Annotated in this window: 11 protein-coding genes; 1 reads left to right on the top strand and 10 read right to left on the bottom strand. The window is 43.7% G+C overall.

Annotated elements, in window-relative coordinates:
- Positions 1-113: 113 nt before the first annotated feature.
- The 6 genes from ACY652_RS16730 to ACY652_RS16705 all read right to left on the bottom strand — a co-directional run bounded on the left by ACY652_RS16730 (position 114) and on the right by ACY652_RS16705 (position 7271).
- Positions 114-1226, bottom strand: a complete 1113-nt coding sequence (locus ACY652_RS16730; protein WP_462265526.1) for a tetratricopeptide repeat protein — start codon at positions 1224-1226, stop codon at positions 114-116.
- 2 nt (positions 1227-1228) lie between these two features.
- The gene (gene gyrA / locus ACY652_RS16725; protein WP_462265525.1) at positions 1229-3799 is read right to left on the bottom strand and encodes a DNA gyrase subunit A; all 2571 of its coding nucleotides are present in this window, start codon (positions 3797-3799) and stop codon (positions 1229-1231) included.
- A 498-nt stretch (positions 3800-4297) separates the two neighbouring features.
- On the bottom strand, positions 4298-4723 hold the full coding sequence (locus ACY652_RS16720; RefSeq protein WP_462265524.1) for a hypothetical protein: 426 nt from the start codon (positions 4721-4723) through the stop codon (positions 4298-4300).
- Between the two features lie 10 nt (positions 4724-4733).
- Positions 4734-5651: an oxygen-dependent coproporphyrinogen oxidase gene (gene hemF, locus ACY652_RS16715; RefSeq protein WP_462265523.1), complete on the bottom strand. Its 918-nt coding sequence runs from the start codon at positions 5649-5651 to the stop codon at positions 4734-4736.
- Between the two features lie 50 nt (positions 5652-5701).
- Positions 5702-6958, bottom strand: a complete 1257-nt coding sequence (locus ACY652_RS16710; protein WP_462265522.1) for an MFS transporter — start codon at positions 6956-6958, stop codon at positions 5702-5704.
- Positions 6959-7073: 115 nt separating this feature from the next.
- Positions 7074-7271 carry a cold-shock protein gene (locus ACY652_RS16705; protein WP_462265521.1) on the bottom strand — a complete coding sequence of 66 codons (198 nt, stop codon included), beginning with the start codon at positions 7269-7271 and terminating at the stop codon, positions 7074-7076.
- A 406-nt stretch (positions 7272-7677) separates the two neighbouring features.
- Here ACY652_RS16705 and ACY652_RS16700 point away from each other — a divergent pair, with 406 nt between their 5' ends.
- Positions 7678-9465, top strand: coding sequence for a glycoside hydrolase family 15 protein (locus tag ACY652_RS16700; protein ID WP_462265520.1), 1788 nt, complete (start codon positions 7678-7680; stop codon positions 9463-9465).
- A gap of 52 nt (positions 9466-9517) precedes the next feature.
- Here the strand turns inward: ACY652_RS16700 and ACY652_RS16695 are convergent, their stop codons facing one another.
- The 4 genes from ACY652_RS16695 to mqnE all read right to left on the bottom strand — a co-directional run bounded on the left by ACY652_RS16695 (position 9518) and on the right by mqnE (position 14403).
- Positions 9518-11716 carry a bifunctional alpha,alpha-trehalose-phosphate synthase (UDP-forming)/trehalose-phosphatase gene (locus tag ACY652_RS16695; protein ID WP_462265519.1) on the bottom strand — a complete coding sequence of 733 codons (2199 nt, stop codon included), beginning with the start codon at positions 11714-11716 and terminating at the stop codon, positions 9518-9520.
- A 117-nt stretch (positions 11717-11833) separates the two neighbouring features.
- Positions 11834-12577: a menaquinone biosynthetic enzyme MqnA/MqnD family protein gene (locus ACY652_RS16690; RefSeq protein ID WP_462265518.1), complete on the bottom strand. Its 744-nt coding sequence runs from the start codon at positions 12575-12577 to the stop codon at positions 11834-11836.
- A gap of 7 nt (positions 12578-12584) precedes the next feature.
- Positions 12585-13205, bottom strand: coding sequence for a histidine phosphatase family protein (locus ACY652_RS16685; protein WP_462265517.1), 621 nt, complete (start codon positions 13203-13205; stop codon positions 12585-12587).
- A gap of 4 nt (positions 13206-13209) precedes the next feature.
- Positions 13210-14403 carry an aminofutalosine synthase MqnE gene (mqnE, locus tag ACY652_RS16680; RefSeq protein ID WP_462265516.1) on the bottom strand — a complete coding sequence of 398 codons (1194 nt, stop codon included), beginning with the start codon at positions 14401-14403 and terminating at the stop codon, positions 13210-13212.
- Positions 14404-14495 lie beyond the last annotated feature (92 nt).

Genomic DNA, 14495 nt, shown 5'->3' with positions numbered 1-14495 from the left:
TTTCGTATTCGTCGAATTTATTTTGAGCATTGCTCAATTCTGATTTCTGGGCAAAAACATTTGCCGAGATGAAGCCGAACAGGCCGACTATTAAAAATTTGGTTTTCATATGTTTAGTAAATTAATTGATGTAGCTTTTCATTGGTTGTGTTTAACTGCTCATTATTTCCGGTTTTGGCGTAAATTACTTGAAGCAGTTGTAGGCAACGGGTATCCTTAGGCGAAATTTCACTAGCCTTTTCCAGCCATTGGGCTGCCCTGTTTATGTTTTCTAAACCACCGGATTGTGGTTTTATTATGCTTTGTTTTAAATATAGCAGCCCCAGATTAAATACAGGTGCATAAGCAGCACTGTCAAGTTCAATGGATCTTAAGTATAAAGAGATTGCCCGGTCGGTACGATTCAGGTTATCGTAACAACTGGCTGCCGCAAATGCGGTTTCAGCACTGTTGGGATTGGCATCCAGCAGTTTGGGTATTAACGGTTCAAGTGATTTATAGTCTTTTCGGTTACTGTAAATATTAGCCTGTTCCAGTTGTAAGCCTTTTTCTGAAGGTAGTTGTTTAATGCCGCGCTCCAACACGCTTAAAGCTTTGGCTGTATCGCCCATTTGCTTATATAAATCTGCCGCTGCCTCTACATATTCAACTTTAATAGTATCGCTGTTTAGAAGTGCATCATAAGACTTTACCGCTTCTGGCAGTTTTCCGCTTTTGCTGTATGAATAAGCTATGTAAGCATTTAATGGCCTGAACGATGGTAAATACACCTTTGCTTTCTGAAAACTACGTAAAGCCAGGTTGAAATCAGAATGGTTAACACACGCTAAGCCCTGCCTAATATATACGTTAGACAAGCAGCGCTTGGCATAACTAATTTCGTTCTGATATTTATAAATACGCTGGCGGGCAGAAAGGCGGTCAACAAGCGCAGTAGTTGCATCAACAAAGTTTGCGGGTTGCTGCAGCTTGTTTAAAGAATCCGTATAGGCTATGCTTGAATAGACAACTGCCTTGTATACATTCTTTTGTAAATTCTGTGAATCGGCACGGGTCACAATTAAGCTATCAACCGATTTTTTAGCTTTGCTCAGGTAAGTAAGATCCGCTTTTTGCCGATAAAAAGCCAGATTATTTACCACCGACTTTAAAGCTTCCGACTGTGAGAAAGCAGTGGATGTGGTAAATAATAAGGCTGTTAATGAAAACGCTTTAAGCCATAACATCTTTATTCATCCTTTGGTTCATCCTTAGCGTCAGCCTCAGATTCTGGCTCAATATCGGGCTGCGCAGAATCGTTTATAATTCCGGTTTCCTCCAGTTTCTGTTCCAGTTCTTCTTCTTCGCTATGCTCAATCTTGGCTACCGAAGCAATTTCGTCATTACCCTTTAATGAAATTAAACGTACACCCTGGGTAGCACGGCCCATAATACGCATTTCACTTACGGCAATACGTATAATGATGCCTGATCTGTTGATGATCATCAAATCATCAGTATCAGTAACATCTTTTATAGCTACAAGTTTGCCGGTTTTTTCGGTAATGCTGATGGTTTTAACGCCTTTACCGCCCCTGTTGGTTACCCGGTAATCTTCAATATCAGTGCGTTTACCATAGCCTTTTTCTGATACTACCAGTACAGAAGTTTCAGGGTTGTTAATGGCAATCATACCTACCACTTCATCCTCTTCATTCTCTAACGAAATGCCCCTTACCCCTGTTGCGGTGCGCCCCATTGGCCGAACGGTTGATTCGTTAAAGCGGATAGCCCTACCCGACCTCAGTGCCATTACCACTTCGCTGCTGCCCGTAGTTAACGTAGCTTCCAGCAAGGTATCACCATCATTAATGTTAATGGCGTTGATACCATTGGCACGTGGGCGCGAATAAGCTTCGAGTGAAGTTTTTTTGATGATGCCTTTAGCCGTACACATAATAATAAAGTTATTTTCAAGGTATTCCTGATCTTTCAGGTTAACTACCTTGATGTAAGCCTTTATCTTCTCCTCTTTCGGGATGTTGATGATGTTTTGGATAGCACGGCCTTTTGAAGTACGTGTACCTTCCGGTATCTCGAACACCCGAAGCCAGAAACAACGCCCGGCCTCGGTAAAGAACAACATGTAGTTGTGGTTAGAGGCCACCAGCAGGTGCTCAATAAAGTCCTCATCCCGGCTGTTACTGCCTAATGAACCCTTACCCCCCCTCGCCTGCCGGCGATATTCGGTTAATGGTGTGCGCTTGATGTAACCTTCGTGCGATATGGTTATTACCACATCTTCATCCTCAATAAAATCTTCGGTCTGCATCTCTGCAGCGGAGTGTACGATCTCTGTTTTACGCTCATCGCCAAAACGGTTCTGCACATCCAGCAGCTCGTCTTTTATAATTTGCATCCGAAGTTCTTCATCAGCTAAAATCGATTTTAAGTAATCAATCTGCTTCATCAGTTCGGCATATTCCTCTTTAATCTTATCGCGCTCCAAGCCGGTAAGGCGGCGCAATGTCATATCCAGTATGGCACGGGCCTGCAATTCGCTCAGGCCAAACCGCTGCATCAGGCCGTCACGGGCTTCTTCCGGTGTTGCCGAACTGCGGATCAACTGTATAACTTCATCCAGATGATCCAGTGCAATCAGCAAGCCTTCCAATATGTGAGCGCGCTTTTCTGCTTCCGCCAACTCAAACTTGGTACGGCGCACCACCACTTCGTGCCGGTGCTCTACAAAGTGATGAATCATATCCTTCAGGTTCAGCAGCATTGGGCGGCCATGTACCAGCGCAATGTTGTTTACACTGAAAGAGGTTTGCAGCGAAGTGTATTTGTAAAGATTGTTTAAAACAATGGAAGCATTGGCATCACGCTTTATCTCATAAACCACACGGATACCTTCACGGTTGGATTCATCCCTGATAGCCGAAATGCCTTCAATCTTCTTTTCATTTACCAGCTCCGCAGTGCGCTCAATCATCTGCGCTTTGTTGATCTGGTAGGGCATTTCTGTAACGATGATACGTTCACGATCACCGTTGTAGGTTTCTATTTCGGCTCTTGCCCGCAGCACAATCCGGCCACGGCCGGTTTCAAATGCCTCGCGCGCGCCCTCTACGCCATAAATGATACCACCTGTAGGAAAATCCGGGCCTTTAATAAGCCGCAGCATTTCGCTGATTTCAATCTGCCGGTTATCTATATAAGCAATGGTAACATTAATAACCTCAGTTAAGTTGTGTGGGGCCATGTTAGTGGCCATACCTACCGCAATACCTGAAGCGCCGTTTACCAGCAGGTTGGGAATCTTTGCCGGCAAAACAGTAGGCTCTTCCAGCGAATCATCGAAATTCAGCTGATAATCAATCGTATCCTTATTGATATCGGCTAACATTTCTTCTGCTATCTTTTGCAGTTTGGCTTCGGTATAACGCATGGCTGCCGGCTCATCCCCATCTATGGAACCGTAATTGCCCTGGCCGTCAACAAAGGGGTAACGCAGGCTCCAGTCTTGTGCCATACGCACCATGGTATCATAAACCGACTTATCGCCGTGCGGGTGGTATTTACCTAACACCTCACCTACAATACGAGCTGATTTTTTGTGCGGCTTATTGTTGTTTAGGCCCAGATCGAGCATGCCGAACAATACACGCCTGTGCACCGGCTTCAGTCCGTCGCGAACATCGGGCAGTGCGCGTGATACAATCACCGACATTGAATAATCAATGTAGGCAGATCGCATTTCTTCATCAATATTTATGGAAATAATCCGGTCTTCCGGTTGTGAATGATCTTCAGCCATCAACTAAAAATTTAACAGAATGAATTTATCTAAATCTGTTCTTGCGATACAGATAATAACCCGCGAATATACGCATTTTTACCTATAAAATATAGCTTTTTACTAACATCCCGGTACCTCGAAAGGCGTATAAACGGGGATATTCATTGAGTTATTAACATTGCACTAACAACCTGCAATAATATACCGGATAAACTTATTTACCAGGCCTCATTACACCACAAACAATGGTAATATCCCTTCTTTTTTTCGAATAGTTAGAAGCCTGGTTTTGTGAAGGGTTACCGCATTGTCAGTTATTGATGTATTCAGTTAGTGCCGGTAGGCAAAGGAGCCCCCCTGTACTATACCCTTATCTATCTACTTAAATTGATCTTTATGATCAGGCGAAATATAAGTGCTGTCGGAGTCATATAATTAAACGCAAGTAGTAAAGATGAGTATTGCTGAGCATCTGATATCAATCACCCGGTATTATGGTTACCATTTATAGCTATGCTACTTTATTTTTACCCAATACTCTTTAACCTGCATACCTGTGGGTATCATTCCGGTTAAAGTAAGCGTGTCCTGGCGCAGGGTATATGCATAATGCACTGGAATATTGGTAAGTTTAGATGGAATTTTACTAAACGTTTCAGTTTCAATGCAACTGTCTGCGGTGAGTAAATAATTGCTGATCTGAAACCGTTGAGGCATCGTATCGGGTTCAAGCAAAAACGTTTCAAATGTTGTCTTTGTGTATTTTCGTTGCAGTTGGTAACCGGAGGGCGCAGGCGATGCTTTGCCATTATATATTCCGCCTTTGTACTCCCATGTTCCTTTTAGTGTAGGGCCTTTAAACAGCGCCAGATTGAAGAACAAAAGTATAAATCCGGCAAATAAAAGGCATCTTTTGTTCATCATCAGATATTTATGTGACATAATATGGGCTTTACCCGGCCCAGTTAACTCCTTTTTTTAATAAGTTCAGCGTTCGTTCTTCTTCGCTGCCAGCTGTGGGTTTAAAATCATATATCCACTTTGCCGTTGGCGGCATACTCATCAGTATAGATTCTATACGGCCGTTGGTTTCCAGGCCAAACTTGGTACCTGCATCATATACCAGATTAAATTCAGCATAACGGCTTCTACGCAGGTACTGCCATTGCTGTTGATCATTGGTAAAAGGTTTATTCCTGTTACGGCTTACCAACTCGGTATAGATGGGTAAAAAAGATCGGCCTATCGTTTTAGTGAACTCAAAAACATCATTCCAGTTCTGTGCCTCATTGGGCGTCAGGCGGTCGTAAAATATGCCGCCTATGCCACGGGTTTCGTTGCGGTGCTTGATAAAGAAGTAACTATCCGCCCATTCTTTAAACCGCTGATAATAACCAGGATCATAAGCATCACAAGCCTTTTTCAAATTCGAGTGAAAAAAGCGGGCGTCATCATCAAAAATATAATGCGGCGTTACATCAATGCCGCCGCCAAACCAGCGCACCGGCTCGCTACCCCCGGTAAAAGAAGAAGGTAGTTCAAAATACCTGATGTTCATATGAATGATGGGCACAAGCGGATGATTGGGGTGCATTACAATAGATACGCCGGTGGCAAAAAAATCATCGTGCTCCACCTTTAACGCTTTTCTTAATGCTTCCGGCAAATGCCCGTGAACAGCCGAAAAATTAACGCCTCCCTTTTCAATAACGTTACCATTCTGCATGATACGGGTACGGCCGCCCCCGCCGCCTTCACGCTCCCACAATTCCTGCTCAAACCGCCCCTTTCCATCCATCTGCTCTAACCCGGTGCAGATTTCGACCTGAATTGACTGATAATCGGCGGTAATCTGTTCTTTTGAAATCATCACTGCAAAAATGCAGAATTATAGCGGAGGTTGATAAAATTTCTTTATAATCAGAGCTGCGGTTGCTTTGACAGTTCATCAGTTTCTATATAATCCAAATCCTTTCCAAAACTCTCCTTTAGTTGACTTAACGAAAACAGGGCTATAACGGTAAGTGCAATCATCATAATGTAACCGCTTTTAATCATGCCATAGTGCTGCACCAGTAGATTGAAGCCGAAATTGATAGGTATTAGTGCACCGCGCACAAAATTGGGCACCGTGGTAGTCACCGTAGCGCGTATATTGGTGCCAAACTGCTCAGAAGCTATGGTAACAAATGTAGCCCAGTACCCTACAGAGATACCCATAAAGAAGCATAGCCATATAAAATGCCCGGCGGTTAAGCCGTAGGCGTTCAGATACGCAGATACAGGTACCAGAGATATAACCAGAAATATCAGCATTGCCAGTCTACGCGAACGTGCGGCCTGCGCAAGCAAACCGGCAAAAATATCGCCAATGGCAATGCCGATGTAAGTATACATAATTCCGTTGCCGGCACTCAGCACCTGTTTGGCATGTAAAGCCTTACCAAATTCGGGCGACTGCGTAACCAGTACACCTACCACATACCACAGGGGTGCGCCGATAAGTATACAGTAAAGGTATTTTTTAAAGCGGGTAAAACTGGTGAACAGCATCAGCATATTACCCTTTTGCACCCTGGCCTGTGCAGTTGACTTAAACATGCCTGATTCAAAGGTACCTACCCTGAACAGCAGCAGGATGATGCCTAAACCACCACCTACATAATAGGCCGTGCGCCAGTCGTGTTTACCTACCAGGTTGGCCGCCACTGCACCAAACAGGCCGATTACCGCAACAATCATGGTGCCGTAGCCCCGTTTCTCTTTACTTAGGGTTTCGCTGATGAGCGTTATGCCCGCTCCTAATTCACCTGCCAAACCGATGCCGGCAATTAACCTTACTATAGCATAAGTATTAATATCATGCACCAAGCCGTTCACAAAATTGGCAACGGAGTACAATAGTATGGAACCAAACAGTACTTTGATGCGCCCGAACTTGTCGCCAATAATACCCCAAAAGATACCGCCAACTAACAAGCCGAACATTTGCATATTGATTACATATATACCCTGTTGCCGCACATTCTCATCACCTAATATTCCAATGTCATTGAAGCTCTTAATGCGCACAATGGAAAAAAGCACTAGGTCGTAGATGTCAACAAAATAACCCAGTGCAGCTACAATAATCAAAAAGATTATATTACGATTGTTGGCGGATGATATGGCTGACATATGTTTGTAATTGAATTGCCCAAAGTAGGAAAGGACGAGGTGAAGTCAAAACTTTTTATATAAAAAGCCCCGGCGCAAAGGCCAGGGCTTAAACAAAACAGATTGTTATATAAAACTATACTTTTCTTACATTAACGGCTTGCGGCCCCTTCTTGCCTTCGCCCATTTCATACTCAACGGTATCATTGTCCTTTAAGGAATTTACACCGCCCTCAACATCCTTAAAGTGTACAAACAGATCTTTTCCGTCATCAGTAACAATAAAGCCGTAGCCTTTCTGTGTGTTAAACCATTTTACTTTTCCAGTTTCCATTGTTAGCAGGTATTATAAGATTGAATAAATTAAATAATCCAAACTGAAATATAACAAATATTAATTATCAGAAAGGCATGAGTAAAACACTCACTTTTTCAAATATATGATTTTTTTGAAAAAAGTAAATCTATTTTAATCAACTGTAAATAAATTATTTATGAATAATGTACAGATGCAAGGCATTAAATAACAGAGGGTTTAAATAAATTCGCCATTACCTCAATAAAAATACTGCTCAGATTACAAACTGAATATCACCGCAGTACAATAACACAACAATTTATTGGCATTTCAATTAATAGATGAAGCACTTTGTTAAGGTTGCATTTTTTTGCAACATTTTATGTTATGCCTTTGTTGAGTTCAAAATATTTACAATCATCTTAGCTATTTCGACCCCTCAATGAGACATACGTATAAAACCGGCATCATCGGAAACTGCGCATTTTTAGCCCATATTAACACCAACACTAATGTAGACTGGCTTTGCTGGCCACGTTTCGACAGTACTTTTATATTTGGCGGCTTACTTGATAAAAAAAAAGGCGGTGAGTTTTCAATATTACCAGCAGAAAACGAAGAATATTCCTCGCATCAATACTATCAGGAGAATACTAATATTCTGATTACTGAAATTACGCTGCAATCAGGCAATAGCTATCGGATAACGGATTTCGCGCCGCGCTTTCATCAGCACGACAGGTACTATAAGCCGCTGATGTTCATCCGTAAAATTGAGGCAATTACGGGCTCTCCCCGTTTACTGGTAAAGTGCCGGCCGGTATCAGATTACGGAAATATAGAGTTACATGTCAATCGCGGCAGTAATCACATCCAGTATTTGGGCGGCGATGAAAACATACGGTTAACTACGAATATCCCGATAAGCTATATTTTTGATGGACAGTGCTTTGTGCTGAATGAGGAAAAATATCTGGTAATGACCTATGGTGAGCCGCTGGAAGCGCCGCTCATCAGTACTGCCGAGCGCTTTCTGCGCGAAACACGCCAGTACTGGCGTACCTGGATCAAGCATTCCAGCATAGCCGGCTTTTACCAGCCATATGTAATCAGGGCCGCGCTGGCGTTAAAGATTCACCAGTATGAAGATACCGGAGCCATTGTAGCAGCCAGTACCACCAGTTTACCAGAATCTACCGGAAGCGGCCGCAACTGGGATTACCGTTATTGCTGGATGCGGGATACCTATTATGTGATTACATCGCTTAATCACATCGGGCACTTTGAGGAAATGGAGCGGTATTTTAATTATATTACCGATATCTCCTTCTCGGAAGAGTTTCGATACCAGCCTTTGTATGGTATCACCGGTGAAAAGAAGCTCACCGAGCGCATCATGACAGACCTGGAAGGCTATGAGGGCAACCAGCCTGTGCGTGTGGGCAACCAAGCTTACGAGCACATACAGAACGACATATACGGCCAGGTGTTGGTTTCGATACTGCCATTGTATACAGACCACCGCTTTATTTTTGATGAGCGCAAAGACTCGGCCCGCTGGGTTAACTATTTATTAAGCAAAATTGAGCGTACCATTGACGAAAAAGATGCGGGTATATGGGAGTTCAGGAACATGGCCAATATACACTGCTATACAAATTTATTTCAATGGGCCGGTGCCTGTGCGGCTGAAAAGATGGCACGTACCATTGAGAATGATGGGTTGCTGGAACGCGCATTAAAAATGAAAGCCCGCGCCTCGGAGCATATTGAAAGCTGTTACGATGCTGAACGTAAAGTTTATACAACAGCAGCGGGTGTTCCGTTTTTAGATGCAAGCACCCTGCAGCTTATTATCATGAATTATTTAGACCCGGCATCTGACCGGGCAAAAAATCATTTAGCAGCTTTAGAGACTGAACTAAAAACGCCTAATGGCTTATTTTACCGTTACCTGCACGCCGATGATTTTGGAAAACCAAAAACCACTTTTTTAATCTGCGCTTTCTGGTATGTAGAGGCCCTTGCCTGCGTAGGTCGTTTAGATGATGCAATGCATGAATTTGAAAACCTGTTACAGTTTTCGAATCACTTACAGCTCTTTAGTGAAGATGTGGCCGAAGAAGATGGCAGCCAGTGGGGAAATTTCCCGCAAGCTTACAGCCATGTGGGTTTGATGAATGCAGCTTACCGGATTGCAACTAAACTGGACAGACCTGTATTTTTGTAAATGAAAGCGCCGCATTAGTTGATGCGGCGCTTTACTCACCTGTTTGTTTGCATTAACTATTTGGCACTAATAGATTGTCGTATAAACCTTTAAGCATGTGCCTTACCTCCGCAGGGTTACGAAGGTAAAACTTTGCTGCTGAGCGTTTATTACCCACCTTTATGGTTATGGCACTATCAGGCAAAGTGCGGAAGATGTCTTCATCCGTATAATCATCGCCCAGCGCCATGATGAAATCGAACTCCTTTTCTTCCACCAGGGTTAAGGCCGCTTTGCCTTTATTAATTTCCATGTTCTTCACTTCTACCACTTTATCGCCCGGTAACAACTGCAGGCCTTTGTCAGTAGCCAGATACTTCAGCGTATTCATTAATTCATTGGCCCGCAGTTCACCCAACCCCTCCTGGGCTTTGCGGTAATGCCAAACCAACGAATAGGTCTTTTCTTCAATAAAGGAGCCGGGCGTACGGTCAACATATTGCTCAAGTACAGGCAATATGTCTTTTTTCCATTGCGTGGATAGCCCGGTTATCTTTTGCCAGTCCTCCCCCGGGCGTTTAGACCATGCGCCATGTTCGGCTACTAAAAACATATTGGAATTACCAAACCATTCTTCAAGGTTTTCATGCTTGCGGCCGCTGATAAGCACAATCCTGTTGGCGGCATCATTCATTAATTCCTGCAGTATACCGCGCAGCTCTGCATCGGGTATGGCATCGTTTACATTGGCTTTAAAATCAACCAGTGTGCCATCGTAATCTAAAAATATAATGCGCTGATGGGTTTTTTGATAGCGCTTTGCAATGGATTGTTCTGTTACGGAGGCCACATGCCGGCTCTGCATGGAGCGCTGAAGCAGTTTAACCTCGTGCAGGCGCTCCATAAAAAGTTTAACCCAATGATTTACGTTAAATTTGGCAACTATCTGCCGCATCTGGTTCATGCGCTCCCGCTGCTCAGCAACAGGCATATTTATGGCCTGAACGATAGCCTCGCATACCTCATTTACATTGTTGGGGTTTACAATAATGGCATCGATAAGCTCTTTTGAAGCTCCCGCCATCTCGCTAAGTATCAATACTCCATCATTGTGGATACGGCTGGCTACATATTCCTTGCTTACCAGGTTCATGCCATCCCGCATTGGGGTAACCAAACAAACGTCTGCACAGGAATACAAAGCTGATAAGGTTTCGATACTTACCGAACGATAGTAATACTGTATAGGCGACCAGCTGATGGTGCGGTAACGGCCGTTGATGTTACCTGCCCGCTTATCAATCTGGTCGCGCAGTTCTTTGTACTGCGGTACGGTATCTCTTGATGGTACCACAATCATATAAAGCGTGATTTTTCCAACATACTCCGGATGGCGTTTTAGCAGCAACTCGAACGCTTGTAAACGCTGCAAAATGCCTTTGCTGTAGTCGAGCCTGTCTATGGTTAACACCAGCTTTTCTTGTTTGAAAATATCCTTTATTTCCTTTATCTGCGTTCCTACTTCCGGCTGTAAAGGCAGTTCTGAATAACGACGGTCATCAATGCCCATCGGAAAGGCTTCGGCAACTACCGAATAATCACCGCAATCAATCATATTAGAGGATACCTGCATCGGGAGAATGCGGGTAACAGCACTTAAAAAGTGCCTAACATCGTCGAAGGTATGAAAGCCGATCAGGTCGGCCCCTAATATACCCTTTAATAACTCTGCCCGCCAGGGAATCAGCCGGAACATTTCATGCGATGGAAAAGGGATGTGCAGAAAGAATCCGATGGATACATCCTTCAGCCTTTCACGCAGCATTTGCGGCAGTAAGAGCAGTTGGTAATCATGCACCCAGATGGTATCACCGGGTTGAGCCGATGCCACCACTGCTTCACAAAATTTCGCATTTACCTCTTGATAGTATTTCCAGTTCGATTGCTTGTAATCAGCATAGGTAGAGGCATAATAATGAAATACCGGCCACAATACAGAGTTGGAAAAGCCTTCGTAATATTCCGCAATTTCAGTTTGTGTAAGGTATACCGGGTGCAAGCTCAGTGCGGCAAGCTGCGTTGTTACCTTATCCTGCTCTTCAGGCTCACTTACTTCGAGGCCGGGCCAGCCAATCCAGCAGTTATCTCCCTGCTTATAGATAGACCCCAGGCCGGTAGCTAAACCACCCTCACTTGGTGTTAGTTGAAATCCGTTTTCGTTTTTACTTAATTTTACCGGCAGGCGGTTGGCTACAATAATAGTTTTAGACATTACATCCCTGGCTTAAACATATAAAATGCCATAACCTGTAAGTTGTTTGCGCAGAAAAGACAATAGCACTTATTCAATAGCACTGCGGTGAAGCTCAGTTAAATGCCATATCAGGCTTTAAAGCGCCTTTATATAATCTAAAAAGAGGTAAAATGCCTGTTTTTTGGCATCAGTGAGTGGAAAATCAATTTTGTGCATTAAGTAATCTTCTACATCAAAGCCGCTGCTTACCGGCAGTTGCCTGAGCAAATCAAGCCGGTGGTCGAGGCCATATTTCAGCGCAACATTAAAGCGGTCAATAAACTGAGGATCGACAGGTTTATTGGCTATCCATGCAGCAAACATAAAGGGCAGGCCGGTAAAAATTTCCCACTCTTCGGCCATATCATACACATAAGTATAGTTGCCCTTTTTGCCAAAGGTACGGTCGCCTATCTGCACAAAGGCCGTATGCCCATCATCAGAATGCGCATAATCGGCGGCATCTGTAATCAGCTCAGGGTTTATCTCCCAATAATTTTTTATCAACACCCGGGCCAGATTATTTGAAGAACGGGATTGCGGGTCCAGTTGCAGACGTTCTACCTGCTTAATGTCGCAGTTACTGAATATAAAAACTGAGTTCACAGCGCCAACCGCTCCGATGCAATAATCGGTGATGATGTGCCATTCAGGCAAGTGAAGCACTGCGGCAACGGGGATAAGTCCGATATCCGCTTTATTATCAATCAGCTTCTGAGCGCAATCTGCCGGAGGGTCCAGGCTTAAATCAATCTCATTAATAATGCTACTGTGCTGCAATCCGTATAAGAACGGTTTAGTATTAGTGTAACTAACTGCCGAAATTCGTATTTTATTCAAAATATAATTAATGTAGTTGCAGGTGTATGGCGTTATTGGCTTCTAAAATTTCATATTTCTCGCCGTCGAAAGCCACCTTATAAAGCACCAGGTTTTGGTGCGGAAACTTATCCATCTCCGTTAACGGACGGTTAGTTAACAGGCATAATAATAAGCGCAATGCCCTGCCATGCATACAAATCAAAACGTTATCTTCTTCCGGCTTGCTCATAATGTAAGCCAAAGCCTGTTGCTGGCGGGCCTTCACCTGGTTAGGGCTCTCCCCTTTCTCAAATGCGGCATCCAGGTTACCACTGGTCCACTCGCGCATCATTTTAAAAAATGCAGATTTAGTTTCGGGAGTGCTGGTTTGCCCCTCATGTATGCCCCAGGCCAGCTCATCTAAACCCTCCAGCCTTTCATACGGAATACCATCATCAATAAAGTGTTGCACACTCTGCTGGGTGCGTTTTAAGGTAGAAACGTATATTTTATCAAACGGCACATCGCTGTAAGCACTGTAAAACATTTCCGCCTGGGCGCGGCCTTCATTATTTAGGTCGGTATCCATTCCCCTACCTTGCACAATGCCTTTTTTATTTAAATCTGTTTGCCCGTGCCGAACGATATATAAGGTTTTTTCAATCATTTTATCAGTTAATTACCGGGAGCGGGTAAAAGCGTGGCTTAATATCCTCTGTAAAAACATAATTATTATAATCAGTAACGATATGATAAAGTGTATCTCGCTCTATGGGGTGCCGGCCTGCATTTTTAATCAGTTCTACCAGGTCTTTAGTGCTCATGGCAGGGCGCTGCTCCTCGGCTCCGGCCATCGAATATATTTTGGTGGTATCATCCAGCGTACCATCAATGTCATCCACCCCAAAATTGAGGGAGAGCTGGGCCGTAGTACGGCTGATCATGGCCCAATAAGCCTTGATATGATCGAAGTTGTCCAGGTAGATTCTGGCAATGGCATAGTTGCGTAAATCCTCAACCACCGAAGATTCAGCAACAGCAGACATTTGGTTATCCTTGTTCCTGAACTTTAATGGTATAAAAGTTTGAAAGCCACCGGTTCTGTCTTGCAACTGGCGCAAGTGTTCCATGTGGTCCACACGATGCCAATATTGTTCAATGTGCCCATATAACATGGTCGCGTTGGAGCGCATTCCCAGCTTATGCCATTCCTCGTGTATTTGCAGCCACTGGTCGCCGGTACATTTATCTTTGGCAATCTGTTCGCGTATCTCCGGATAGAAAATTTCAGCCCCACCGCCCGGCATCGATTCCAGCCCCGACTCTTTCATCAGCCGCATTCCGGTAGCGTAATCCACTTTGGCTTTCTTGAAAATATAGTGGTATTCAACCGGTGTCAGCGCTTTTACATGCAACTCCGGCCGGCGTTGCTTTATACGGCTAAACAGCTCCTGGTAAAAAGGCATATCATATTGCGGCAGCACCCCGCCTACAATGTGAACCTCGGTAACCGGCTCATCATCGTACTTACGTACAATATTGAGCATGTCTTCCATAGAATATTCCCACCCATCTTCACGCTGTTTAATCAGCCGCGAATAAGAACAGAATTTACAGTCGTATACGCAAAGATTGGTAGGCTCGATATGAAAATTACGATTAAAATAAGTCAGGTCGCCATGCTTCTTTTCGCGGATGTAATTTGCTAAAACACCCAGAAAGCTCAATTCAGCTTTTTCATAAAGTAATACCCCTTCTTCAAAGGTGATTCGCTCTCCGGCTTGTACTTTCTGTGCGATGGATTTTAAATCAGCAGATAAGTGCGGATTCTGTATCAATACGCTTAAATGATCATCAGCTTCCATTGTGCAAAAATACAAAATTGCACATGATGAACAGGTAATACAAGTGTTTTAGTTATTCCGAAAATTTAAGTTGACCAGTAAATTACAATGTT

It is taken from the genome of Mucilaginibacter sp., assembly GCF_965200995.1.
GTDB lineage: Bacteria > Bacteroidota > Bacteroidia > Sphingobacteriales > Sphingobacteriaceae > Mucilaginibacter.
Note: the sequence above shows the minus strand (reverse complement) of the source record. Positions and strands in the feature narration are given on the sequence as shown.